At 68.4% G+C, this 25149-nt stretch carries 27 protein-coding genes; 7 read left to right on the top strand and 20 right to left on the bottom strand.

What is annotated here, in order from left to right; genetic code table 11:
• Positions 1–5 precede the first annotated feature (5 nt).
• The 3 genes from EXU32_RS16295 to EXU32_RS16285 form a co-directional block, all read right to left on the bottom strand.
• Complete coding sequence (locus EXU32_RS16295; protein WP_130630845.1) at positions 6–1382, bottom strand: MBL fold metallo-hydrolase; 1377 nt, start codon at positions 1380–1382, stop codon at positions 6–8.
• A 62-nt stretch (positions 1383–1444) separates the two neighbouring features.
• A complete protein-coding gene (locus EXU32_RS16290; RefSeq protein ID WP_207233834.1) occupies positions 1445–2254 on the bottom strand; it encodes a sulfite exporter TauE/SafE family protein in 810 nt (269 codons plus the stop codon).
• Positions 2255–2267: 13 nt separating this feature from the next.
• Entirely contained in the window at positions 2268–2447 is a 180-nt protein-coding gene (locus EXU32_RS16285; RefSeq protein ID WP_084349401.1) for a hypothetical protein, read from the bottom strand.
• Positions 2448–2592: 145 nt separating this feature from the next.
• Between EXU32_RS16285 and EXU32_RS16280 the strand changes: the two genes are divergently transcribed.
• The 4 genes from EXU32_RS16280 to EXU32_RS16265 all read left to right on the top strand — a co-directional run bounded on the left by EXU32_RS16280 (position 2593) and on the right by EXU32_RS16265 (position 4158).
• Entirely contained in the window at positions 2593–2997 is a 405-nt protein-coding gene (locus tag EXU32_RS16280) for a DUF302 domain-containing protein (RefSeq protein WP_130630844.1), read from the top strand.
• 29 nt (positions 2998–3026) lie between these two features.
• A complete protein-coding gene (locus tag EXU32_RS16275) occupies positions 3027–3293 on the top strand; it encodes a metal-sensitive transcriptional regulator (protein WP_068265009.1) in 267 nt (88 codons plus the stop codon).
• Positions 3294–3335: 42 nt separating this feature from the next.
• Positions 3336–3806: a DUF1348 family protein gene (locus tag EXU32_RS16270; protein WP_068265010.1), complete on the top strand. Its 471-nt coding sequence runs from the start codon at positions 3336–3338 to the stop codon at positions 3804–3806.
• Between the two features lie 136 nt (positions 3807–3942).
• Complete coding sequence (locus EXU32_RS16265) at positions 3943–4158, top strand: hypothetical protein (RefSeq protein WP_130630843.1); 216 nt, start codon at positions 3943–3945, stop codon at positions 4156–4158.
• 24 nt (positions 4159–4182) lie between these two features.
• Here the strand turns inward: EXU32_RS16265 and EXU32_RS16260 are convergent, their stop codons facing one another.
• From EXU32_RS16260 to EXU32_RS16205, 12 genes are all read right to left on the bottom strand, one after another.
• Entirely contained in the window at positions 4183–4716 is a 534-nt protein-coding gene (locus tag EXU32_RS16260; protein WP_130630842.1) for a hypothetical protein, read from the bottom strand.
• Between the two features lie 98 nt (positions 4717–4814).
• Positions 4815–5624, bottom strand: coding sequence for an ABC transporter permease subunit (locus tag EXU32_RS16255; RefSeq protein WP_130630841.1), 810 nt, complete (start codon positions 5622–5624; stop codon positions 4815–4817).
• On the bottom strand, positions 5621–8167 hold the full coding sequence (locus EXU32_RS16250; RefSeq protein ID WP_130630840.1) for an alpha/beta fold hydrolase: 2547 nt from the start codon (positions 8165–8167) through the stop codon (positions 5621–5623). The genes EXU32_RS16255 and EXU32_RS16250 overlap by 4 nt, the downstream gene beginning before the upstream one ends.
• A 615-nt stretch (positions 8168–8782) precedes the next feature.
• A complete protein-coding gene (locus EXU32_RS16245; RefSeq protein ID WP_207233833.1) occupies positions 8783–10213 on the bottom strand; it encodes an NADH-quinone oxidoreductase subunit N in 1431 nt (476 codons plus the stop codon).
• Between the two features lie 2 nt (positions 10214–10215).
• On the bottom strand, positions 10216–11706 hold the full coding sequence (locus tag EXU32_RS16240; RefSeq protein ID WP_128277191.1) for a complex I subunit 4 family protein: 1491 nt from the start codon (positions 11704–11706) through the stop codon (positions 10216–10218).
• 2 nt (positions 11707–11708) lie between these two features.
• On the bottom strand, positions 11709–13619 hold the full coding sequence (locus tag EXU32_RS16235) for an NADH-quinone oxidoreductase subunit 5 family protein (RefSeq protein ID WP_130630839.1): 1911 nt from the start codon (positions 13617–13619) through the stop codon (positions 11709–11711).
• The gene (locus tag EXU32_RS16230) at positions 13616–13918 is read right to left on the bottom strand and encodes an NADH-quinone oxidoreductase subunit NuoK (RefSeq protein WP_068326552.1); all 303 of its coding nucleotides are present in this window, start codon (positions 13916–13918) and stop codon (positions 13616–13618) included. The genes EXU32_RS16235 and EXU32_RS16230 overlap by 4 nt, the downstream gene beginning before the upstream one ends.
• Positions 13915–14478 (bottom strand): NADH-quinone oxidoreductase subunit J, encoded by a 564-nt coding sequence (locus tag EXU32_RS16225; RefSeq protein WP_130630838.1) that lies wholly within the window; start codon positions 14476–14478, stop codon positions 13915–13917. Before EXU32_RS16225 ends, EXU32_RS16230 begins: the two co-directional genes overlap by 4 nt.
• 3 nt (positions 14479–14481) lie before the next feature.
• Entirely contained in the window at positions 14482–15417 is a 936-nt protein-coding gene (locus tag EXU32_RS16220) for an NADH-quinone oxidoreductase subunit H (RefSeq protein ID WP_130630837.1), read from the bottom strand.
• Positions 15410–16621 (bottom strand): hypothetical protein, encoded by a 1212-nt coding sequence (locus EXU32_RS17560; protein ID WP_242612827.1) that lies wholly within the window; start codon positions 16619–16621, stop codon positions 15410–15412. The genes EXU32_RS16220 and EXU32_RS17560 overlap by 8 nt, the downstream gene beginning before the upstream one ends.
• Entirely contained in the window at positions 16612–16953 is a 342-nt protein-coding gene (locus tag EXU32_RS16210; RefSeq protein ID WP_207233832.1) for an NADH-quinone oxidoreductase subunit A, read from the bottom strand. Before EXU32_RS16210 ends, EXU32_RS17560 begins: the two co-directional genes overlap by 10 nt.
• A 117-nt stretch (positions 16954–17070) precedes the next feature.
• Positions 17071–17670 carry a YdhK family protein gene (locus tag EXU32_RS16205; RefSeq protein WP_130630836.1) on the bottom strand — a complete coding sequence of 200 codons (600 nt, stop codon included), beginning with the start codon at positions 17668–17670 and terminating at the stop codon, positions 17071–17073.
• A 282-nt stretch (positions 17671–17952) separates the two neighbouring features.
• Between EXU32_RS16205 and EXU32_RS16200 the strand changes: the two genes are divergently transcribed.
• Complete coding sequence (locus EXU32_RS16200; protein ID WP_130630835.1) at positions 17953–18360, top strand: four-helix bundle copper-binding protein; 408 nt, start codon at positions 17953–17955, stop codon at positions 18358–18360.
• A gap of 70 nt (positions 18361–18430) precedes the next feature.
• Here EXU32_RS16200 and EXU32_RS16195 read toward each other — a convergent pair whose 3' ends face one another.
• The 4 genes from EXU32_RS16195 to EXU32_RS16180 all read right to left on the bottom strand — a co-directional run bounded on the left by EXU32_RS16195 (position 18431) and on the right by EXU32_RS16180 (position 21814).
• A complete protein-coding gene (locus tag EXU32_RS16195; RefSeq protein ID WP_130630834.1) occupies positions 18431–19033 on the bottom strand; it encodes a DUF305 domain-containing protein in 603 nt (200 codons plus the stop codon).
• Between the two features lie 126 nt (positions 19034–19159).
• The gene (locus EXU32_RS16190) at positions 19160–19891 is read right to left on the bottom strand and encodes a F510_1955 family glycosylhydrolase (protein ID WP_242612826.1); all 732 of its coding nucleotides are present in this window, start codon (positions 19889–19891) and stop codon (positions 19160–19162) included.
• Positions 19892–20049: 158 nt separating this feature from the next.
• Positions 20050–21546, bottom strand: coding sequence for a multicopper oxidase family protein (locus EXU32_RS16185; RefSeq protein ID WP_130630832.1), 1497 nt, complete (start codon positions 21544–21546; stop codon positions 20050–20052).
• A 34-nt stretch (positions 21547–21580) separates the two neighbouring features.
• Positions 21581–21814, bottom strand: a complete 234-nt coding sequence (locus tag EXU32_RS16180) for an SHOCT domain-containing protein (RefSeq protein WP_068326527.1) — start codon at positions 21812–21814, stop codon at positions 21581–21583.
• Between the two features lie 232 nt (positions 21815–22046).
• Between EXU32_RS16180 and EXU32_RS16175 the strand changes: the two genes are divergently transcribed.
• Positions 22047–22697: a response regulator transcription factor gene (locus EXU32_RS16175; protein WP_242612992.1), complete on the top strand. Its 651-nt coding sequence runs from the start codon at positions 22047–22049 to the stop codon at positions 22695–22697.
• Positions 22694–23812, top strand: a complete 1119-nt coding sequence (locus tag EXU32_RS16170) for a sensor histidine kinase (protein WP_130630831.1) — start codon at positions 22694–22696, stop codon at positions 23810–23812. Before EXU32_RS16175 ends, EXU32_RS16170 begins: the two co-directional genes overlap by 4 nt.
• 143 nt (positions 23813–23955) lie before the next feature.
• Here the strand turns inward: EXU32_RS16170 and EXU32_RS16165 are convergent, their stop codons facing one another.
• Positions 23956–25146: an MFS transporter gene (locus EXU32_RS16165; protein ID WP_130630830.1), complete on the bottom strand. Its 1191-nt coding sequence runs from the start codon at positions 25144–25146 to the stop codon at positions 23956–23958.
• Positions 25147–25149: the final 3 nt, after the last annotated feature.

Genomic DNA, 25149 nt, shown 5'->3' with positions numbered 1-25149 from the left:
GACGATCACACCCCGGCGCGCTCCCGCTCGGCCCACGCTGCGTAGCCACCGACGAGATCGGTCACCTCGGCGTGACCCCGTGACCGCAGCAGGCTCGCGGCGACCGAGGAGCGCCAGCCCCCGGCACAGTGGACGAGCACCGGCCGCTCGGCAGGCAGCTCACGGTGACGACGGGCGAGCTCGGCCAGTGGGATGTGGATGGCCCCGGGGATGAGCTGACCGCCCTCGCGCTCGCCGGCATTGCGCACGTCGAGCACGACTGTCTGGTCGGCCAGCTCGTCCCAGCCGGTGACCTCGACGCGCTCGACCGAGACGACGGCGTCGGGGACCTGTGCCAGCGCGGCCGGCCCACCTGCGACGTGGCCGATGACGGTGTCGAAGCCGATGCGCGCCAGCCGGAGCGCCGCCTCCGCGTGCCGACCGGGCTCGGCGAGGACGAGGATCTCGTCGCCGTGGTCCAGGACCATCCCAGCGGTCTCGGCGAAGCGTCCGTCCAGTCCCACACTGAGCGAGCCCACGAGGTGTCCGGTGGCGAAGTCCTCCGGGGAGCGGGTGTCGACGACGATGGCCCCGCCCTCGATCGCCGCGCGCACCTCGGCGGGGGTGAAGGGGACGACGGTCTCGTCCGGGTCGAGCAGCTCGCGCTGACGCAGGTTGAGCGCCGCGTCGACCTGGAAGTACGGCGGCGCGGAGGGCTGACCGGTGGTGACCATCCGGACGAACTCGTCCACGGGCATCGCTGCGGCGAAGGGGTTGGTCACGCGCTGGGCCCCGATGGTGGACTCGAGCTCGTCGGACAGGCCCCGACCGCAGGACGAGCCGGCGCCGTGGGCGGGCATGACCTTCGTCGCGTCGGGCAGCGAGAGCAGCACGTCGTGCAGGGTGCTGTACATGGCCTCCGCCAAGGACTGCGGCGTCGACCCGTCGGAGACGACGAGGTCGGGTCGTCCGACGCCGCCGATGAAGAGCGAGTCACCGGTGAGCACGGCGTGGGGGCTGCCGTGCTCGAGCGCGAGCACGCTGATCGACTCCCAGGTGTGGCCTGGCGTCTCGAGGATCTCGAGGGTGACCTCGTCACCCAGCTCGATGCGGTCCCCCTGCGCGAGGGGCCGCACCACGAACTCGGCCCGCTCGGCCGCGGTCGGCCCGTAGCCGATCCAGGCGCCGGTCGCGGCGGCCAGCTCGAGGTGACCCGCGACGAAGTCGGCGTGCACGTGCGTGTTGATGACACCGACGATGTCGAGGTCGTGCTCCCGCGCTTCGGCGAGGTAGTCGCTGATGTCGCGTCGCGGGTCGACCACGACGGCCTTGCGGCTGCCCTCGTCGGCGATGAGGTAGGAACCATGCGAGAGGCAGCTGAGGTAGTACTGGGTGAGGATCATCGAGTCGCTCCTTCGGGGATGCGGGGTGTGGTGGTCATGGGGCACGTCCGGAAGGGGGTGGGTCAGGACAGGAGTGCCGGCAGGGACTGCGTGGCGGTGAAGGCGGCGATGACGAGCACGAGGACCGCGAAGGCTTGTGAGAGTCGAGCCGCCGGAAGCCGGTCGGCGACACGGCTGCCGAGGAGGCTGCCGACGACGGCGACCGCGGCAAAACCGACGATGATGGGCCAGTCGAGGTCACCTATGCCCTGCTGCGCCCGGGCGGCCAACGCCGTCGCGCTGTTGATCGCGATGACGAGCAGGGAGGTGCCGACAGCCGCGGGCATGGTGAAGCCGAGGACGAGCACCAGTGCCGGGACGAGCACGAAGCCGCCCCCGACACCGAGGAACCCGGTCAGCAGGCCGACGAGAGTTGCCGCGACGACCAGCTTGATCACGCGCGGGCAGGCGCAGGTCAGAGGGCGCACGGTCAGTATCGGCTCGTGGGGACCGAGGTCGGCGCTCCCCCGGGGGCCGTGGCGACTGCGCCGCAGCATCAGGACGGCCACCACGACCATGAGCGCGGCGAAGACGGTCATCAGGACCTCACCCGGCACCGCCCGGGAGGCCGCCGACCCGGCGAACGAGCCGGCCGTCCCCAGCAGACCGAAGGCCACCCCCTGCCCGAACCTCACTCGCTGCGCACGGTGGTGCGCCGGCAGGGAGAGGAGGGAGGTGATGCCCACGATGAGCAGTGAGCTGGTGGTCGCGGTGACCGGGTCCTGTCCCAGGACGTGAACCAGGGCGGGGACGGCGAGGATCGACCCTCCTCCGCCGAGGGCACCGAGCGCGAGGCCGATGACCAGGCCGAGGGGGATGACAGCAAGGGGCACGGCGCCGGGTGGATCAGCCGCGGCCGAAGAGGCGGGCGAGCGGGTTGCGGGAGGCGGCGGCCCCCTTCGCCGGAGCGGAGTGTCCGGGGCACCGCTGGCTGCCCGGCACTCCCTTCATGACCTGGTCGACGTGCTGGCCGCAGCCGGCCCAGCTGGTCTTGCCGCACTGACGGCAGGTTGTTTGACGGCACATGGGGATCTCCTGGAGCTGGGGAAGGGGGTGGGTCAGCTGGCGTGGCCACGGCAGCTCGCGCTGTGGCCACCATGGACAAATTAATACCCCCGGGGGTATGGTGTCAACACGGTCGGACAGGCCGCACGACACAGGGAGAGACGACATGCGATACGCCATCACCACCACCGTGGACGCTCCGTTCGATCAGACGCTGGCAGCCACCCGTGACGCGCTGGCCGACCAGGGCTTCGGGGTGCTCACCGAGATCGACCTGGCTGCGACCCTCAAGGCCAAGGTCGGGGCCGACATCGCACCCCAGGTGATCCTCGGCGCCTGCCGGCCGCAGCTGGCGGAGCAGGCCGTCGCCGTGGAGGCTTCGATCGGGCTGCTGCTCCCGTGCAATGTCGTCGTCCGGGCCGACGGCGACGACGGACGCACGATCGTCGAGGCGGTCGACCCCGGCATGATGGTCGGCGTCACCGGCAACGAGGGCCTGCAGGCCGTCGCGCAGGAGGCGGACACCCGCCTGCGCGCTGCGCTCGAAGCGATCCCCACCCACATCGCCTGACGCACCTGATCACGAAGGAGAGAGACACAATGGTCACGCTGGACATGGACGAGATGGGCCCGGTCGTCAACCGGCTGCGCCGGGCGCAGGGGCAGATCGGTGGGGTCATCCGCCTCATCGAGGAGGGTCGCGACTGCAAGGACGTCGTGACCCAGCTCGCCGCAGCGAGCAAGGCCCTCGACCGAGCTGGCTTCGCCATCGTCTCCTCCGGCCTGCGCGAGTGCCTCTCCTCCCCCGACGGTGTCAACGAGGAGGACCGCGCGGCGATGGAGAAGCTCTTCCTCACGCTGGCCTGAGACTCGTGGCCTTACGCTGAGACAGTCACCTGGAGGCTCGTCATGACGATCAAACCGCCCACCCCTCCGTTCACCCTCGAGACCGCGACTCAGAAGGTCCGCGGCGCCGAGGACGCGTGGAACAGGCAGGACCCCGACAGCGTCGCGTTGGCGTACACTGCTGACAGCTGGTGGCGTAATCGGACATCCTTCGTCCAGGGTCGCGAGCAGATCATCGAGTTCTTGGAACACAAATGGGCCCGCGAGCTGAACTATCGGTTGATCAAGGAGCTCTGGGCATTCACCGAGACCCGGATCGCCGTTCGCTACTGCTATGAGTCGCAGGCCACCACCGGATCGTGGTACCGATCGTTCGGAAACGAGAACTGGGAGTTCGACCAGAACGGATTGATGCGTTGGCGGCATTCGAGCATCAACGACCTGGAGATCGATGAGGCGGACCGCAAGTTCCATTGGGAGCTTGGCACGCCGAGACCTCCCGATCACCCCGGACTCAGCGAGCTGGGGCTGTGAACGGGTCACGGCGAGCCACCGGTCCGCGCGGTGGGTCGCGCCTCGAGGCGCCCCGCGGCGATCCTGTCACCGTGACCGAGAGGGCGCGGATTCGCTAGCCTCGAGGACCCACCGCACCCAGCGCACAGGAGCGATCATGAGCACTCGGACACCGGAGCCCGCGGACGATCTCCCCGACGACGTCCCCGAGGCAGATGCCGCCGACCAACGACTGTCGACAGGCACGCAGGACGAGGACGGTCAGAGCCTGCCCGAGGAGCCCATCGGGCTGAGCGACGATGCCAATCCCGCCGATGTCTGGGAGCAGTCGCAGCCCGCCCCGGACGACGAGGACGAGCGCGACGAGGTCTGAGACCCGGCGCGGCGAAGGGGGGCGCTACCCCGCGATCTCGGCCACGAGCTCGTCGGCTCCTCGGGTGCTGTCGAGGCGAAGCACCGGGCAGGTCAGGGTGGCGAGCCACGCCTCGTGCTGGGCCCGGTTGCGGCCATCTGTCGTGGGGTCCTCGTAACCGCTCGCCCAGTCCATGAAGTCGCGGTGCGCGCTCTCGTGCATGCCGCCGGGCTCGATGCGCGAGCCATAGCGGGTCACCTCCCGGGCGTGGAGGCGACTCATCCGCACGTCGTGGTCGACGGAGAGGAAGACCACCGCATCGAAGCTCTCGGTGAGCGGGTCGCCCCACCCCATGAGCGACCCGGACAGCACCCAGGCGTCGCGGCCGACGAAGACCTCGCGCATCAGGCGGATCCGCGCGGCCTCCTCGCGCTTGGTCGTGTACGGCGGCGAGGTCGGCACCCAGAAGTAGTCGTCCGAGTCGGCGTGCGGCACCGCCCACTGCGTGGCGAGCCGACGGCCGAGCGTGGTCGTGCCGGTCCCGCTGGCGCCGGTGATGTGCAGGCGGCAGGGCGTCATGCGCCCACTGTTGCACGGACCACGGAAGGGGATCCGAGGCGACGCGCTCCATGGCCTGCAGGGACGAACGATCAGGTCAACGGCCGCGACCGGAGCGGTCAGCTGAGCACATCCTTGCGGGCGAAGTGCCGGTAGGCCAGGGCGAGGAAGACCGTCGCGTAGAGCAGCGCCCACAGGACCCCCGGCAGGAGTGCGCCGTAGTCGGCGTCGGGACCGAACAGGCCGATCCACTCCCGGGCGTAGTGGTTGGGCAGTGCCCGGCGGTAGTCCCCGAGCGCGCTCAGGGAGTCCAGGATCGAGGAGACGATCGCGGCGAAGACCGCGACGCCGACCGCGGCCAGGGGCGCATCGGTGCGCACACCCATCCAGAAGGCGATCGCGGCGAAGGGCAGCTGGGCGAGGAAGACGTAGCCGGCGCTCGCCGCGAGACGGGGCAGCACCTGGCTCCACGTCAGGGAGCCGCCGACGTCCAGCGACAGGGCCTCCCATCCGTAGAAGATGCCACCCACGATCAGGACCCATCCGAGTAGGAGCAGGACCGCGAAGGCAGTCAGGCCCAGCCCGACGAGGAGCTTGCTCGTGAGCAGTCTGGCCCGGGGGACGGGGGCGGTCAGGAGGTAGCGCAGGGACGACCACGAGGCCTCCGCCGGCACCGGGTCCCCGACGAAGAGGGCGGCGAGGATGAGGATGAGCAGTTCGGCGGTCACGAGCAGCATGAACACGGCGAAGTTGGCCGAGCCCGTGGTGGCCAGGTCCGCGAAGTTCTGTCCCTCGTTGCTGTCGTCGCCCAGGGTGAAGGCGGCGACCACGACGAGTGGGAGTGCCAGCAGGACGAGGTAGGTCCAGCGGGTGCGGGGTCGGGTGATCTGCCGTCGCAGCTCGACGCGCAGGCTCAGCGGGCGGCTCACCGCGGCCGCACCTGGTTGAGGTCTGAGCCGTCCCCGGCTCGGGCAATCGTCGACAGGAAGACGGACTCGAGGTTGCGTCCCTCGGCGACACCCAGCTCGTCGACCGAGCCGGCGGCCAGGACCCGTCCGGCGTGCATGACCACGACGTGCGAGCAGGTCATCTCGACCTCGGCGAGCAGGTGGCTGGAGACGACGACGGTGCGCCCCCCTTCGGCATATCTCGCGAGCATCGGGCGCATCGCGGCGATCTGCGGCGGGTCCAAGCCGTTGGTCGGCTCGTCGAGGATCAGCACCTCGGGCATGCCCAGCATGGCTTGGGCGATGCCCAGGCGCTGGCGCATGCCCTGGCTGTAGGCCTTGACCGGGCGGTCGATGGCGTCCCCCAGCGCGGCGATCTCCAGCGCCTCGTCCATCCGTGCCTCCCCTGCGGGGTTGCCGGTGGCCGCCCAGTACGAGACGAGGTTGGCGCGTCCGCTCAGGTGGGGCAGGAAGCCTGGCCCTTCGACCAGCGCGCCGACCCGGCGCAGCACGGGGGCACCTGCGGTGACGGGCTGCCCCAGCACGTGCACCGTCCCTGCGTCGGGACGGATCAGCCCCATGACCATCCGCAGGGTCGTGGTCTTGCCGGCGCCGTTGGGCCCGAGCAGCCCGACGACCTGACCGCGCTCTGCCCGCCAGCTCACGTCGTCGACGGCCCGGTGCCCGTCCGGGTAGGCCTTGACCAGCCCCTCGATGGCCAGGGGCACGTCGGCCAGGTCCTCGCGCACCGGGTGCGGGGCCCGGCGGGACCGCAGGGCCAGGACGCCGAGCACGAGCAGCAGGAGGGCCAGCGCACCGGCTGTCCCGACCGTCTCGCGATCCCAGGGGCTGCTCGAGTCCGCTGTGGCACCGGTGGCGACCGGGACGACCAGGCCGGGGCCGGTGACCCGCACCCGGTCGGCACGCACCTCGTCCGGACCGGAGTACGCCGCATCGGTTGCCGTGACCAGCACCCGCCAGGTCGAGCCCGTCGGCATCTGCCAGGTACCGCCGGGCAGGTCCACCGTCACCGTGGTGGGCTGCCCTGGGGTCACGTCCACCCGGACGGGGGCCACGAGTCGTCTCGGGAGGACCGGTCCGGAGCTCTCCACCTCCCACAGGGACAGGAAGAGGGTGCTGCTGGGTCCGGTCGAGGTGATCTCGAGATCGATCCGGGGTTGACCGACCACGGTCAGGCTCTGGTCCAGGGGCTCGGTGTCGAAGGCCGCCGACTGCCCCGGCAGCGCGGCCAGCGGGTAGGTCGACAGGCTCGACGACAGGCTGTCGAGGGAGCCCAGACCAGGCACGGCCGTGGTGGCCCTGGGCACTCCCCCCGGAGGGTTGATCAGGTCGGTGCCTGCCACCGGCGTCAGCGGTAGCTCCACGCGGTCGGCGTCCGGTGGCGGGTAGGTCCTCGCCTCGACGACCTGCTCGCCCTGAGCCTCACCGCGACGGCGCGAAGGGGGCATCGCGTAGCTGAACGCAGGGACCGGCAGGCTCTCCTGGGTGACGGGTCCGTCGGCGCGCAAGGTGCCGTCCAGCCAGGTGGCGAGTCGCTCTCGTTGCCTTTCCTCCTGGCCGGGCCGACCGCCGCCGTCGTGTCCGCCGTTGAACCAGCTGACGGCCACGGGCACGCCGGCCTCCTGCAGGGCACGGGCGTTGGCATCAGCCTGATCGGTCCCGAAGAGCGAGTCGGCCATGCCTTGCTCGAGATAGACCGGCGCCTCGATGTCGGCGAGCGTTGCGGCCGGGCTGTGCCTGCGCAGCAGTGTGAGCAGGTCGGGATCGGCCTGGCCCGTCTCGGCGGCCGTGGTGAATAGGTCGCACACCTGTGGGGAGAAGCCTCCACACAACCCATCTGCACCTGACCCACCCGGCGCGCCGCCGGAGGCGCTGATGAAGAAGTTGGAGGCCCACAGTGCCTTGAAGGGCCCCGGCTGACTGACCTGCGGCGCTGACTGGGGGAAGAAGGCGTCGGACAGGTCGTGCCAGGTGATGGATGCGATCACGGAGTCGACGCGAGGATCGGCTCCGGCTGCCATCAGGGCGAGCGCACCGCCGTAGCTCCCGCCGGCGACGGCCACCCTGGGGTCGCCGGGGGCGTCCAGGCGCACCCCGGGCTGCTCCGCGAGGAGGTCGATCAGCGCGAGGGCGTCGGCGATCTCGTAGTCCGGGTCGTTGAGGTGGACGTCGCCTCCCGAGTCGCCGAATCCTCGAGCGCTGTAGGTCATGACGAGGTACCCGTCGTCGGTCAGGGCCGTTGCCTGCTCCGCCAGGGCATCCTTGCTGCCACCGAACCCGTGCGCGAGCAGCACCGCCTCGTGGGGACCGTCGGAGTCCTCGGCAGGGCGGTAGATATCGGCATCGATGCGGACAGGGTCACCGTCGGGTTCGGCGCCGACCGGCACCCACACCTGCTCGACCTGCGACGCGGCGCGGCCGTCGTCCCTCGCCGACGCGGTGGGCGCACCCAGCACAGCGAGCAGCGCGACGGCGCTGACCAGACTGCGGGTGATCGGCGCCATGCCCAAATATCGCAGGTCACGACGGCAGTGACGTCGGCGGAGCCCCGCGTACTGGCTCGATGGTCTCCTGACGGTCTATGAAGCGGTGAGCGGTCGCGCCGCGCAGGTGTTGCGGTTGACGATCGTCACCGCACACTCGTCACCGGGCTCAGAATCGGGCATTAGCGACTTGCGCCACACAGGGCACTGACACGGATGGCCAGGCCCTGGGCTCGAAGGGCCCGCACTCTCGGCACATGGCGCGAGAATTCACCTCCGAGGAGACCGTTCCCTTATCTGCCGGGATGACGTCTGGGCCAAGTTGGCCGCGATGGAGGAGTACGCGCTCACGAAGCTCGGCGACGACCCCTCTGCAACGTGCAGGTAGAGACGTGCGGGGTCGAGACTCCTCCGTGGAAGCTGCATGTGAGGCATGGCACGAGCATGGGACCCCCTAGAGCGCAGTCACTGCTTCCACTCACACCGAACCGCTACGTTCAACGTCGCACTTGATGCCGCATCCTTAGACAAGTACGACGTCCCGATCCGCAGCAACAAACAGCAAGTTGTCTGCCACTTGCTGCATCAGGAGCGCTCTCCAGATGCTAAGCCCCCAAGCACTTCAGGAACGCGACACTAGAGCAGCAACGGCCCCTCTAGAGCCGTCCACAGGGTGCCGGCAACGATCCCGAGGGCCAGGCTCGCGGTGGCGGCGACACCGGCGGTGGCGGCAGCCCAGGCGTCCCCGCCCGTGCGGCGACGGGTCGCGGATTCCTGGGTGGGGCGGGCGAAGACGGGACCGAACCAGCGGAGGTAGTAGAAGAGGCTGAGCAGGCTGTTGAGCATCACGAGCAGGGCCAGCCAGCTGTGTCCACCGTCCCAAGCGGCGGTGGCGGTGGTGAGCTTGCCGACGAACACGGCCGTCGGTGGGGTGCCCACTAGGCCGAGCAGTGCGACGAGCAGGGCGAGTGCGAGCCCGGGGCGTTCGTGGACCAGCCCGCGGTAGGCGGTCAGGTCTCGGCGCTCGGGAAGGGCCGCGGTGACCGCGAAGGCGGCCACGTTGGTCAGGGCGTAGGCGGCGAGATAGAACAGCAGTGAGGGCAGGGCGAGGTCACTGCGGCCGGCGGCGGCCACAGGAACGAGGAGGAACCCGACCTGGGCCACGGTCGACCAGCCCAGCAGCCGGCGGGGATCACGCTGCCAGTAGGCGGCGAGGTTGCCCAGGAACATCGAGGCCGTGGCCAGGGCTGCCGTGACGATCAACCATGTCTCGTTCCCGGCAGAGATCGTGGCCACGAACCGGTAGATGGCCACCAGTGCTCCGATCTTGGGCACGGTGGTGAGGAAGGTCGCGGCGGTCACGCCGGTGCCTTGTGCGGCGTCGGGGATCCAGAAGTGGACGGGCGCTCCGCCGGCCTTGAACAGCAGCCCGGTGAGCACGCACAACACGCCCGCGCCCACGGCTGCGGCCGGGGCGCCAGGTAGTTCGTCTTTGAGCCGGGCGTAGTCGGTGGCGCCGGTCAGGGCGTAGAGGAGGGTGACCCCGAGCATGAGCAGGATCCCGGACAGCGCACCCATGAGGTAGGTCTTCATGGCGGCCTCGGCCCCTGAGCGACCGCCGGTCAGGCCCACGATCCCGTACAGGGGGATGCTGGCCAGGAGGAATCCGACGATGAGCACGAGCAGGTCGGTGGTCGCGGCCAGGACCATGACCCCGGTGGTGGCGAAGAGCAGCAGGGCGTAGGTGTCGGACTCCCGGGGGGAGTCGGCGATCTCTCCGGAGGCCACGCCCAGGACCAGCAGGGTGGCCAACGCGGCGATCACCCGGGCGGCGCCGGTGGCGGTGTCCACGGCGAAGGTTCCCGAGAATGCGGTCTGCGCGGGCCCGGCCATGGCCAGGGCCGCCGCGGTCGCGGCACCCAGTAGCGCCAGGGCGGCCACGGCGCGGGCGATCCACTGCCGATGTCTGGGCAGGAACGAGCCGCCCAGCAGGACGATCAGGCCACCGAGGAAGGTGAGGATCTCCGGGAGCAACAGTTCGGGGCGCATCTGCATCGAGGCGTCCACGGTTACCTGCCGACCAGGTCGACAAGGGCGGCCGAGGCCGGCTCGATGACCCCGAGCAGTAACTGCGGCAGGACGCCGATGAGCAGGGACAGGGCCAGCAGTGGGCCGATCGACCACAGCTCTCGACCGTGCAGGTCCGCGAACCCGGGCGACTGGCCCTGCGTGGGGCCGGTGAAGACTCGCTGCAGCGCTAACAGGAACAGGGCGGCAGTGACGAGGATGCCCGGCAGAGCGATCGCGGTGACCGGGGCGACGGCGATGCTGCCGGCAAAGATCTGGAACTCAGCGATGAACCCGGACAACCCGGGCAGGCCCAACGAGGCGAACGCCGCGATCGCGAACAGTGCCGCGAAACGCGGCGCGGGTGTAGCCAGGCCACCGTAGGCACCCATGTCGTAGGTGCCGGCGCGGGTGCGCATCACCCCGGCCAGGAGGAAGAGCGCGGCGGCGATCAGCCCATGGCTGACCATCTGCACAACCGCGCCGGTGACGGCCACCGAACGGGCCTGGGCGGTGTCACCGGCGATGAGGCCGACCGCGCCCAGGGCCAGGACGATGTAGCCCATGTGGTTCACGGAGGTGTAGGCGATCATGCGTTTGAGGTTGGTCTGGGCCAGTGCCACGAATGCTCCGTACAGCACCGAGACGATGCCGACCACCACGATCACCCAGGCCCATGCCCGCCACGCCTCGGGCAGGATCGGCATGGCGATGCGCACGAAGCCATAGGTGCCCATCTTCAGCAGCACCCCGGCCAGCACCGCCGAGCCGGTGGCCGGGGCGTCGGTGTGGGCGGGGGGCAGCCAGGTGTGGAAGGGCACGGTGGGGGTCTTCACGGCCAGACCCACCAGGATCGCCGCCAGCACCAGCCCTCCGGCCAGCGGGCTGTCCTCCAGCGGCGTGGCCGCGACGAGCTCGGGGATGTCGAAGGTGTGGGGATCCGAGGCCACGTACAGGCCGATGAAGCCCAGCAGCAGGGCGAGGGACCCCAGGAAGGTGTAGAGGAAGAACTTCAGTGCCGAACGGGCGGCATTCCCGTGACCCCACCCAGCGATGACGAAGTACATGCCCACGATGGACAGATCGAAGAAGACGAAGAACACGATGAGGTCGGCAGCCACGAACACCCCGAGACTCACGCCCTGCAGGAACAGGAACAGAGCCGTCTGCGCGCGGGGCCGCTCACCGTCCCGAAGAGCGTAGACGGCGCACGCGAGGAAGATGACCGCCGTCATGGCCACCAGCGGCAACGAGAGCCCGTCCACGCCGACGTGGTAGCTGCTGCCGACCCCCGGGATCCACGGCACCTGCTCCTCGAACGCCAACCCGTTCGGCCCCGGATCCTCATACCCGGCCCAGAGGACGCCGACGAGCACCACCTCCACGGCGCTGACCGCGACCCACACCCACCGCGCGGCCGCGGCGCCGAGCGAGGGAACCGCAGCCACGACTACGGCGACGGCCAGGGGAAGGAAGACGATCAGACTCAGCATGCTCAACCCATCACGGCGTAGACGGACCAGACCACGGCGCCGGCGGCCAGTACCGCGACGGTCTGGAGGAAGTACTGGTGGATGGCCCCTGTCTGCGGGGCCCGCGCCAGGTGCCCGAGTCGGCGAACCCGGCCGGCGATAGCCGACACGACCCGGTCCAGGACGTGGTCATCGACGCGGGCAGCTGACCGCGCCAGCATGAGGACCGACCCGGCCACGGCATTCACGGCCCGGTCCAGGACGTGGTCGTCGACGCGGGCAGCTGACCGCGCCAGCACGGGGACCGACCCGGCCACGGCATTCACGGCCCGGTCCAGGACGTGGTCGTCGAACCGCGCCAGAGCGTGCGCCACGGTCAAGGACGGGCGCACCACGACGGCCTGCGCCGCCGCTTCCAGCCCCAGCCACCGCCGAGCCCACCTCGGCGCGGGGGCACGCACTCGCAGCATCAGCAGCACCACGACCACTGCGATCACGGCAGAGACGGCCAGCTCGACGGTCGGGATCTGAGCGTGGCCGCCCAGGGCGCCGGCGAGCATGCCACTGATCGGAGGCAGGGCGAGCACACCCAGCACGACCGCGCCAACGGCAAACACGACCAGCGGGGCCTGCTCCCAGGCGCCTACCTCGCCGGCGTCGTCGGCCCGCGCTTCGGCGCGGGCACCGCGCCGCCAGATCGCCCACAGGGCCTTGCCGGCATAGGCGGCCGACAATGCCGCGGCGACCAGTCCTGCAGCGTAGAGCCACGGGGATGACTCGAGCGCGGCCGTGAGCACAGCATCCTTGGTCGCCCACAGGGACAACGGTGCGATCCCGGCCAGAGCCAGCGCCGCCACGCTCGCGGCCACCCCCACGACCGGCCACCGACGGGCGACACCCCGCAGTTTCGTCAGGTCCTCGCTCCCCAACGCGGTCAGCCAGGCGCCCGCAGCCAGGAACAGCAGTGCCTTGACCGAGGCGTGCGCCACCAAGTGGGCGACGCCGCCACTGACCGCGCCGACACCGGCGGCGAGCACCACGAAGCCCAGCTGGGCGGCCGTGGAAGCGGCCAACAACTGCTTGAGATCCCGCTGCGCCAACGCCACCAGCCCCATGAGCACCGCCGTGAGCACGCCGACCCACGCGGTCAGCGGACCGGCCCACCCGGTCGCGGCCAACAGGGGCTCCACGCGCAACAGCAGGTAGCCACCCATGGCGACCATCGCAGCGGAGTGCAGCAGCGCGCTGACCGGGCTGGGGCCCTTCATCGCTCCGGAGAGCCAGAAGGAGAAGGGCAGCTGCGCTGCCTTGCCCAGTGCCGCCACCAGGATCCCGGCGGCGGCGACATCCCGCCACGGCCCCTGCGCGGACGGCAGGTCAGCCAAGGCCATGCCCGCCCCACCGGCCAGGGCAGCGCCCGCAGCGACGTAGAGGCCCAAGTCAGCTGTGCGCGTCGTGATGAAGGCCGTCAGCCCCGCTGAGACACGCTCGGAGTCGCGCCACCAAAACCCGATCAGGGCGTAGGAGGTCGCGCCCATCACCTCCCAGGCGAACAGCAGCGCCGGGATGGTCGCGGCGGTCGCCGTGACCAGGGCGGCCGCCGCGAAGATGAGCATCAGCCCGTGGAATCGAGCCCGGGACTCCCGGATGTTTCCCGCCGCGAAGATCAGCACCAGGAAGGTCACGGTGGCGACCATCGGCACGACCAGCGCCGCGAGGGCATCGACGTCCAGGGCAAAGTCGGCGCCGGCAACGAAGGGGTAGGACACGGCCGGCCGCGCCAGCGCAGTGGCGAACGCCAAGACAGTCGTGAGCCCGGAGGTCACCAGCGCGATCGGTACCGCACCACGGTGCGGGCGGGCGAGGGCGAGCACGCCACCCACGGTGGCCGGGAGTACCACCATCGCCAGCAGCGCAGTTTGGGGCCCGCTCATCCGGACAGCTCCTCGGCCATGTCGGTCATGTCCGTCTGTGCCCGTCGGTGCAGCAGCGTGGCCACCGCGAAGCCCATGGCCATCTCCACCGTCATCGCGGCTAGCACCACCAGCAGCAGGACCTGCCCAGTCGGGTCCGGGGCCAAGAAGAACCAGAACCCGGCGGCAGCCAGGAGCACCCCGTTGATCATCAGTTCAAGGCCCATCATCACCATCACGACGACCTGCTGGGACAGGGCGCCATACAGGCCCACCGCAAACAGGGCGGCAGCCACCACCAGCACAGCCTCGAGGGTCACCGGCCGACACCTCCTTGTCGGGGGTCGTTGGCCGGGTGGCGGCGCAGATCGTCGCCGAACCGCTCATAGCGGGTGCGGTGGGTAGCCAGGACCACCCCGGCCACGATGGTCGCGACCATGACCGGTCCCAGCACGGCCATGACCAGCATCTTCTCGCCCATGATCTCCAGACCGAGCGCGCGAGTGAGATCCTCGGAAGCGGCGCCACGGCGCTGCGGCCAAGGGATAAACAGCGCACCACTGGCCAGCAGCACGAAGGCTCCGACCGATGCACCGATAGCGGTCTTCTTCCCGTGGGTCATGTCCATGGGCATCAGCGCAGGATTCATCCCCATGAACATCACCATGTAGACGGCCATCACCGCCATCTCCATCACCATCATCAAGATTGTGATCAACCCCAGGTAGCCCTGCTCCAGCAGAAGGATCTGCACTCCCACGGCGATGAACGACAGGGCTAGGGCATACGTGGCTCGTGCCATGGAGTTCACCACGAACACGGCCACGCCCGAGGCCACGGCCATCACGGCCACCACCCAGAACGCCACTCCGATCAGCACGGGTCACCCTCCCCGGACGACGATGAGGGACACCAATAGGTCCTGGGCCACGACCGCCGGGAGCAGCACCATCCACCCGATCTCCATGAACCGGTCCGGGCGCAACAGTGGAACCTTTCGGCGCAGCCATACCAGCACGGCCAACACCACCACGGTCTTGACCAGCACCCAAGCCCAGCCGGGCAACACCGGCCCGGCGCCACCGCCCAGGAACAGCGGCACTGAGAAGGCCGCTCCAGCGGTTAGGAACAGGTAGCGCCCAGCCTGAAAGACGAGACGGTCCACGGCCGAGAGCTCGGCCAGCACCCCGCCGGCGATGTCCGCTGCCAGCGCGGGAGCAAACGGTCCCCACACGGAGAACCCCGTCACGCCCACCAGGTAGACGAGGAAGGCGACCGGCATCCACACCACGAACCACGCGCCGTCCTGGGCGGCCACCACGTCCCCGACACCCAGGCTGCCGGCGGCGATCGCCGGAGCGACCAGGGCGAACATCAGCGGCAGTTCGTAGGCCAGTCCATGGGCCAGGAAGCGATAGCCGCCCACCAAGCTGTGGGCGGAGTTTGCGCCCCACCCGGTCAGCCACACCAGGGCCCAGACCATGACGTCGACGACGTTGAACCACACGATGCCCACATCGGGATCGGCCAGCACCCACCGTCCCATCGGGATGACCGCGACCGTCAAGAACGCGCCGATGAACATCCCGGCGCCGCCGACTCGCCACAGCAGGGTGTCCGCGGCCACGGTGGTGCGTCGGCGTTGCCGCAACAGCCGCGCAGCGCGGCTCAGGGGCGCGGTCCACCCGCCGCGCACACCCAGCTGCCGGGCCGAGAGCACGGCATCGAGAGTCACCGCGACGTAGGCCAGAGCGCACAGGAGGATGCCGGCCAGCACGGCCCACCCCACAGCAACGATCACCACCCCACTCTCAGGCATGCCTCGTCTCCTGGACGGTCGAGAACGGCTCCAGATTCAAGCTGGCCACGGCCAGACGCACGGTGGCCAGCTCCAACCCGGTCACCAGCTGCGGCATCCTCTCCCACGGCACTGCGCCAGACTCCACGGCCGCCGGGACTGCGCCGCATACCTCGCTCCGGAGCCCTTCCACCAGGGACGACAGGCGGTCGTGGGCGTCTCCTCGGCAAACCTCCGGCAGGTCGTGCCGTGCCAGATCGGACGGATCGAGGACCATCACCCCCCGCAGGGACCAGCGCAGCAACCACGATCTCCGCACCGTACGGTGCAACCGCTCGACGGCATCCCGGGCGGCACCCTGATCGCCACGCACCAGGGCGTCCCGGGCCCGGCGAGCACGGGCGGCCGCGTCATCCGCCCCGGCCAACGCCAGCAGCGCCATGACTCCATCGCACCGCACTGCAGAGGCAGGCACTGGTGGGGTCTGGGGCTCCTTGCTGCTGGCTGCGTGGCCCGCACCGTCAACGACGGACGCCGCAGCGTCGACGACGACATCACCTTGCAGCGAGCAGAGCAGCGCCAGCCCAGCCGGCCAAAACGGAAGCACGGGACCGAGCGGTAGATGCAGGACATCCATCTCCAGACCGTCCCGGTCCTGACCACCTTGGGCCAGCGCGATCCCGGCCGGGGCCATGTCCATCCCGCCATGACCCCCGTGGCCCGCGTGGTCCATGCCCTCGTGGTCCATGGCCTCGTGGTTCATGCCCTCGTGCCCACCGTGGTCCATGCCCTCGTGGTTCATGCCCTCGTGACCACCGTGGTCCATGCCCTCGTGCCCACCGTGGCCCATTTGACCGTGGTCCTCAGGAATCCGAGGCTCTTGCGCCCTCTCCCGGGCATCCGCCCGGTGATACGGGGTATCGAGAAGGAGCGTTGCCGCGTCCTCGAGAGTAGAACCCACAACTGCCGGCGAGGCGACGTCGACGCGCGCCCGTGGGCCGGGCATCTGTTCCCACAGGCGCTCCGCGAGTTCTGCCAGCTCGGGACCTGGCACACCGCACACGGCCAGCACGTCCGCATTTGCCGGCGTCCATGCCGCACGCCAGCCTCGGAGCGCCATCTGCTGCTCGAGCTCCACGCGCGTGAGCCAGTGACCCGGTGCCTCGACGATCAGGACATGGGTGGAGTTGACCGCCAGATGGGCGAGGATTCGGGTCAGGCCCATCGGAAGACCCCCTCCCGCCAGGCCCACGTCACGGCGATGAGCAGGGCTCCGAGGAAGAGGAACATCTCCACCACCGCAGTCATCCCTTCCTCGGCCACGATCACTGCCCACGGGTACATGAACAGCATCTCGACGTCGAAGGCGAGGAAGACGATGGAGGCGGGATACCAGCGGGCGTGGAATCGGGAGAGCGCATGTTCCTGGGGCAGCCACCCCGACTGCGCCGGGAGCACCGTCAGTGGCTCGGCCAGTACATTGACAGCCCGGTGGAGCGCATAGAGGAACGCGACAGCGAATACAGCCACTAGCGCCATGGCCACGATCCCGTACACCGCGATCCGCCCTTCTTGACCTGTAGACAACAAACTTCTGTGAGGCAGCAGAGGATCGACGCAAAGGGGGCGTCGTCTGCCACGACCTTCGCACTCAGCAGCATCTCACCGTTCCGGTCACTTGGCTGGCTGGATCTCGCTCTCCACGACCCACTTGTGATTTGTCATCTTCATGCCATCCATCGTGAGGTCGACCATGTACACCGTCTCGTCGGTCGAGCTGTCGATCGTCGCCTCGGCGCCATCCATGCCGGCCATGTGATCGGCAGCCAGGACGACCTCGGTACCCGCTTCCAATGGCGCGTCGCCGGCGTCCTCCAGCTCCTCGTGAACGACCCACTTGTGGTCCGTGACCCGCTCACCGCCCTCCGTGGGCGTGTAGCTGACGGAGTAGGCCGTCGTGTCGAAGGCGTCCGAGATGGTCGCATCGGCCCCCTTCATCCCCGGCATGCGGTCAGCAGTCAACGTCACCCTCGTGCCCACGGGATACGTCGGCGAACTCGCCTGCTCGATACCCTCTGGGGGAGCTCCGCCATCAGTCTTGTGACCACCCATAGCCTCGCTGGTCCCACTGCTGGACGCGGACGAGTCAGACGTCATCGACGACTGTGGTGACTGCGTCGCGTCATCTTCGGCCGTTCCTCCCCACCCTGCCAGCAGCGCAATTGCCGCCGCAGCAGTCGCTGCCGCGTGAACCTTCCGATGGACCGCCGTCATGCCAACTCCCATCCTTCGTGCTTTTCTCCTCGTGAACCTTCATACCACTACCCCCTGACAGTATGTACGGCTGCGTCGGATGGAGCAGGACGAGTTCGAGCAAGGTCCCGACATCATGAACCAGGGCATGGTTACCAACCGTGGGCACATAGCCCAGCAGCTGTCCGCTCCTGTGCCAGACGAGCAGGTTTCGGCATACCTCACTGGGGTAGCCCAAGGACTCTCGTCGACGCGCCGCATGGACCGTTGTCGCGTCGCCCCATTTGATGAAGGAGTACAGACATGCACACCGTGGAGCAGATGCTCGAGACCTACCCGAAAGATCTGGGTGGCATCGACAGAGCCAAGTTGATCGAGTGCATCCAAGCCTGCTTCGAGTGCGCCCAGACGTGCACCGCCTGTGCCGACGCCTGCCTGAGTGAGGACACAGTCGCTGATCTCACCAAATGCATCCGCGCCAATCTCGATTGCGCGGACATCTGCACAACGACCGGCTCAGCGCTTTCGCGCCACACAGGTTACGACGCCAACGTCACGCGGGCTTTCCTCGAGGCCTGTGCGACAGCCTGCAAGTCGTGCGGTGACAGCTGTGAGGAGCATGCCTCGATGCATGAGCACTGCCGCGTCTGTGCCGAGGCGTGCCGGCGGTGCGAGCAGGCCTGCCGCGAGTTGATCACCTCGCTCACCTGACCGATTATCGGGAGCGGGTCGCGCGCCCACCGTGATCCGGCCGGCCGAACTCGCCAAGGCCATGCCGCGCTCAGAGTTCGCGTTGCATGGCCTTGATCTCGGCCTTCTGGGCCTTGACGATGCTCTTGGCCGTTCTCTTGACTGCGTTGTCCTCGGTCGTGGTGAGAACTTGCTCTGCCATGGTTACGGCGCCTTGATGGTGCTTGATCATGAGGGTGAGCCACTGCTTGTCGAACTTGGCGCCAGTGGCCGACTCGAGTTTGGACATCTCATCCTGCGTCATCATCCCGGACCCGTGGTCCATGCCGGAAGAGCTTGGGGTGGGGGCGTCCCAGTCCTTGAGCCAACCTTCCATCGTCTGGATTTCTGGGTCTTGGGCGTCCTTGATGTCCTTGGCGAAGTCATGGACTTGCCGTGATGCCTTGGCGGAAGGGTCGAGAGCGAGGTCGGCCATCGTGATCGCTTGCTCGTGGTGGGGGATCATCATCTGGGCGAACATGATGTCACCTTGCCGGCCATCCGCCGCCGTGGACGTGTCGCTGGTGCTCATCGGTGTCTTGTCATGGTCCATCCCGGACATGGATCCGTCCGAGCCGCTGGAGCAGGCAGCCAAGGTGCCTGCGGTGAGGGTTGTCGCGACCACGAGGGCAGCGCGCCGTGCAAGTCGGGTCATGGGGACTCCTTCGCCAAATGTTTTGCGGACACATCCACCCTCACGTCGCGAGATGATGATTCGACCCCGCTCTCGTTGAGGTTCGATGAAGGCCACCCGTTGATGCACAGGGACGGCGACGACAGGTCACTGAACCAACGTCTGGGTGGTAGTTCCTGCATCCTTGGTGCTGATCACCTGCCCTTCGACAGACGCGATGATCTCCAGCTGCCCGTCGCTGGTGCGGCCCGCCCACAGCGCTTCGGCCTGACCGATGCTCCTGGGGTGAAGGGTCCAGGTCTGGCCGGCGTCCCTGCTGGTTGCGAGTCTTCCTGCGGCTGACGAGGTCACGATGGTCTCTTCGTCGGCCCAAGCGACGAGGACGGCGGTCTGCGGTGGGTCGAGAGAGCTCCAGGTCGCCCCTTGATCCTGGCTCATGAGCAGGCCGGCGCTGGTGGTGGCCAGCAACTTCCCGGACGTGGGAGAAGCGGCCAGTACTCGTGGCGGCGAGGGGATGTCCCGCGTGGTCCAGGTCGTGTTGTCGCTGGTGTGTCGGAGCGTTCCGTCAAACCCGATGACGCCGTCTGGGCCGACCGTCAGGGCGTGGAAGTCCGAGCGTCCACCGAGTGAAGCGACCTGCCAGGTCCGGCCTGTGTCCTGGGATGTGATGAGACCGACTGGCTGGGGCAGATCGGTGCCGGGCGCTGGGTGGCCGGAGGCGTACAGGGTGCCGTCGTCGTCGATGGTGAAGCCCATGAGGTCGATGGCAGGCCCTATGCGGGCGAGTTTGCCATCGACCTTCTGGAACAAGCCTTGGTGTGAGGCCACGAGAAGGTCGCCGGTGAGCGGATGTCGGGCGATCCCGTGAACATGAAGCATGGGTGTGGGCTGTTCGGCCGCAGCGCCTCCTGCAGGGGTCGACGACTGGTTACCGGCGGACTGGGGCGTCCCGGTCTCGGAGGTGGACGAACAGGCGGCCAGCAACGCCACGACAGCGGCGGTAGCGACACCAAGGACAGCACGTCGTCGAAGGGGCCTCATGTGGTGTACTTCAGGGCGATCATCATGCCAGCCTCGGCGTGGTAGATGTTGTGGCAGTGGATCATCCAGTCACCTGTGTTGTCAGCGTCGAGGTCGATGGCGAATGACTGCATCGGGGCCATGAGGACAGTGTCCTTCCTGAGCCCGGAGGGCAGGGCGAAGGTGTGCCCGTGCACGTGCAGCGGGTGGGTCATCATCGTCATGTTGGTGGCGTTGATCCGCAGTCGTTGCCCGGCCTGGACGGTCAACGGTTCGTTCTCGCCGAACGGCGCCCCGTTCATCCCCCACGCGTAGGGCTGCATCGATCCGGTGAGGGTCAGCCGCGTGGTCGCATCAGCAGTCCTGCTGGGTAGCTTGGCAGCCTGGGTGGGTCGGAGGTCGGAGCCGATGAGGACCTTCCCGGACAGTTCTCGTGGGTTGGCGCCCTCACCGGGTGCACTGCCGCTTCCGGTGCGGATCAGGGCCATGGCCTGGCCACCGCTGGTCTTGCCGACCGGCTTGGCCACCAAGGGGAAGACCCCGTCGCCAAGGGTGACGATCGCGTCGTACCGTTCACCCATCCCGATGTAGAACGCATCTGTCTCGGTCGGTTGGACAGGGAATCCGTCGCTGTGCGTGATCGTCATCCGATGCCCTCCGAGAGCGACGGCGAAGATGGTGTCGGAGGCGGCGTTGATGAATCGCAGACGAACCTTCTGCCCAGGCTTGGCAGTGAGCGTCTCAAGGTCTGCGGGCGGGCGCCCGTTGATGAGGAAGTAGGGATAGGTCACATCTCCGGCGTCACCCCAAGGCCCGGCCTCGTCCGTGGTGCCTCGGCTCATGCCATCCATCTCGCCGTGGTCCATGCCACCCATGCCACCGGATCCGGAATCATTGGCCACGAGCTCATCCAGGACCTGCTCGGGTGTGGTGCCCGTTCCGTCGATCCAGTCATCGAGGACAAGGACCCACTCGGTGTCGTAGTCCCCTGGCTCCTTCGGATCGTCGATGATCAACGGGGCGTACAACCCACGGTCGAGCTGGACGCCTACGTGGGGGTGGAAGAAGTACGTGCCCGGGTCGGGCGCAGTGAACTCGTAGACGTAGGAGGCGTCTGGCTTCACCGGGTCCTGGGTCATGCCGGGGACCCCGTCGGCTTGGTTGCGCAGACGAATACCGTGCCAGTGGATGGTGGTCTCGTCCGGCAGCTGGTTGTCGAGAGTGACGCGCAGGAAGTCGCCGGCGTTGGCTCGCAGAAGCGGGCCCGGCACGGCGTCGCCGTATCCCCAGGTCGAGACGGTGCGGCCCGCCAGGTCGAGGGTGATCGGCTTGGCGGTCAACGTCTTGGTCACCACCGCCTGGCCACGGTCAGGTGAGACAGGCGTCGGGGCACCGAACGGGCCCTTCGGTGTACTTGGACTCGATCCCTGGGTGGCGGCATAGGCTCCCAAACCGACTGTGCCGGCGGCACCGAGGCCGCCGATCAGCAGGCCACGGCGAGTGATGGTGTTCATAGTTCCCTTCCAAGTGTCGATGTGCCGACGCACGTCAGCGGCCGTGAATGATCAGATGACGTCGCTTCTCGTACTCATCGACGCTCAGGTCACCGCGGGCCAGCCCTTCGTCCAGAAGCGTCAAGGCGTCAGGTCGAGGGGGCTCTGAGCCGGCCCTCTTCTGCCCGGGGAAGAGGGCACGCACGGCGAGTACGACGATCACCCAGAAGGTGAGGACCCCCGCGGTCATGCCCAGCCACATCATGTCGCAGCCCTGGTTCCACATCATCGGGAGACTCCTTCCTGGCGCCGACCTTCAGCCAGCATACGGACAGACTCTCGGAGGAAGGTCATGGGTTGGTGGTCGCCGCGTTGAGGTTTGACGAAGATCCTCATCGATTCACCGCTGACGTCGGCCGTGGTGCGGCCCTCGGGTGAGACTGTCTGTCGTGAGCACACGAAGCCCTGTCGAGCCGTTGGCGAAGGTGCTCATCATCGAGGACGAGAAGACGCTGGCGGAGATGATCGCCGCCTATCTCGCCCGCAGCGGGTACCAGACCGCCGTCGAGCACGACGGCGTCGCCGGAGTACACGCAGCACGAGAGCAGTCCCCAGACGTGGTGATCCTCGACCTGGGACTGCCCGGACTGGACGGCATCGAGGTCTGCCGCCAGATCCGCACCTTCAGCGACTGCTACGTCATCGTCGCAACCGCCCGGACGGACGAGGTAGACACCCTGATCGGCCTGTCCGTGGGCGCCGACGACTACGTCACCAAACCCTTCAGCGTGCGCGAGCTGGTGGCACGCGTGCAGACGGTCCTGCGTCGCCCACGGGGCGGGAACCCCGGCAACTCCACCGCTGCGGCAACCCCATGGGTATTCGGGGACCTTCAGGTCGACCCGCTCGGGCAACAGGTCCACCTGAAGGGGGAACCAGTTCCGCTGACACCTACCGAACGGGATCTGCTGATGACCCTGGCCCAACGACCCGCGATGGCCTTCTCCCGCACGCAGCTCATCGAAGAGGTCTGGGGTGGCGGCTGGGTCGGCGACGAGCACCTGGTCGACGTCCACATCGCTCACCTGCGACGCAAGCTCGGAGACAACCCCGATCTCGCTCGCTACATCACCACGGTGCGCGGCATCGGTTACCGGATGGGGCCTGGATGAACAAGCGCGTCAACAAGCTCTCCAAGGGTCTGGCGCCTCGATTACTGGCGGGCCAGATCCTGGTACTCCTTGCGGGAGCACTGACCGCCGGTCTCGTCGCCGCCGTCATCGGCCCCCCGATCTTCCACGACCACCTCCTCCAAGCGGGGCACCAGGAGAACGCGCCCGAGCTGGTCCACATCGAGATGGCCTACCGGGACGCTTCGCTCATCGCCTCGGGTGTGAGTCTGCTCATCTCTCTGACTGGGGCGACTGCGGTGGCCTGGTTCCTCGCCCGACGACTGCGCCAACCGCTGGCGCAGATGACCGATGCCGCGCGCGAACTGAGCCGTGGCCACTACTCCACCCGCGTGCCTCATGTCGGTGCGGGGACTGAGCTCGAGACCCTCGCCGGAGCATTCAACGTGATGGCGGCCCGCTTGGAAGGAGTCGAGGACACCCGACGGCGGATGCTTTCCGACCTCGCCCACGAACTTCGCACGCCGATCGCGACCTTGAGCGCCTACCACGAGGGACTGCACGACGGCGTGGTGACCCTGGGTGATGACTCTCGTCTCGCGTTGACCGCCCAGACGGAACGACTCGAGCGGCTGGCCGAGGACATCAACGAGGTCTCCACGGCCGAAGAAGGACACCTCGCCCTCGACATCCAACGCCACAAGGTGGCCGACTTGTTGTGGGCGGCCTACGGGGGCATGCATGACAGCTACTCGGAGAAGGGCATCAACCTGGTCCTGGACGTTGACCAGGCGACAGGACTCGAGACCCTGGTCGATCCCGTCCGATTCGCCCAAGTCATGACCAACCTCCTCACCAACGCACACCGGCACACCCCTGCAGGCGGAACAGTCACCCTGACGGCCACCCGTGAAGACGGTGAGGCCATCATCACCGTCACCGACACCGGCGACGGCATGACCCCCGAGCAGGTACAGCACGCATTCGAACGCTTCTACCGCGGGGACTCGGCCCGCACCAACGACCAACGAGGATCTGGCATCGGCCTGACCATCAGCAAGGCCATCATCGACGCGCATCACGGAGGACTCACCGCATCCAGCCCCGGTCCGGGGAAGGGCTCGTGCTTCACAATCTCCCTGTCGCTCGGGCGCTGAGGAGCAAAGGCATCCTGGGAGCCAGTCGCGTTGCCTATCGTCACCGCACGGCCCTGTGTGGCTCAGAACCTGACGTCACCGGAGTCGGGCCCGACCTGTCCAGCGTCCGGCGTCGCGTGACTGGTCGGTGAACCGGGACAGCCTTATCCATCGATAGTGGTCGTTTGGCGTAGGCCGATCCATCCTGCGGTCGCGGCGGCGAGAAGGAGGGTGGCGCCGAGGTAGTAGACGGCGCGGATACCGAGCGTGTCGGCGAGCAGCCCGCCGGCGAGCAGGGACAGAAGCCGACCTGACTGCCAGAGCATGTCGAAGCCGGCGAAGACCCTCCCACGCAGTTTCTCGGGGGTTTCGGCCTGGAGCAGGGAGTTGAAGGTCACGGCACCTGTGGAGGTGCCAATGCCATAGGCGAGCAGGGTGCTCGTGGCGGCGACGAGGCCGGTCACGGTGGCGAGCACTGCGTCGACGGCTGCCCGCAGAACGAAGGGTCCGAGGACGTAGACCGGGCGACGCGGGTCGTCGGTCAGTCGGGACAGCAGTAGCGGGCCGAGGGCCGCACCCACCCCGATCGCACCCAGTAGCAGCCCGTAGTCACTTGGGCGCAGGGCCAAGTGTTCTTGGGCCAGTACGACGAGCAGAGCACCAGTGGCTCCCGCGGACAGCGCCGCCAAGAACTGGCCAGCGGCCAACGCCCGCAGCAGCCGATGCCCAGCCATGGCGGCAATCCCAGCGGTGGCGTCGGCATACCACGAGGTGCGCGTAGTCATCGCTGGCGCGGCGGGGATGGTCAGGCGTCGCAGGGCCAGCGCGGACAGCAGGTAGCTGACGGCGTTGATCCAGAACGCCCAGGTGTAGCCGAAGCTGACGACCACGATCCCAGCGAGGGGTGCGAGCACGACCTGCGAAATGACCGCGGCGGTCCACAGCCCGCTGTTGGCGGCGACCAGGTCCCGTTCGCGCACGATCGCGGGGAGCACGGACTGCGCGGCGGGGTTGAAGAACACCGCCGCCGCCGACAGGCCGACCGCGACTGCGTACACCGCGGCCACGTGCCCCTGGACGAAAGGCAGCGCGAATGCTAACCCGGCGCGCACCAAGTCGGCGCCGATCATCACCGGGATCCGCGGCAACCGGTCGACCACCGCGCCGGCGATCGGCGCCAACAGGAGCACCGGGATGATCTCCGCGATCACCACGCCCGAGACGCCCACGCCCGAACCGGTTAGGGAGTAGACGAGCAGTACCAGGGCGACGGTGTTGAACGCGTCTCCCCACTGCGACACCGTCCGCGCCACCCACAGCTGCCGGTACGGCCTCTGCCGCAACAGCGCTGTCACCGT

Source organism: Janibacter limosus (assembly GCF_004295485.1).
Lineage (GTDB): Bacteria > Actinomycetota > Actinomycetes > Actinomycetales > Dermatophilaceae > Janibacter > Janibacter limosus_A.
The sequence above is the reverse complement of the archived record's forward strand: the minus strand, read 5'-3'. Positions and strand labels throughout refer to the sequence as shown.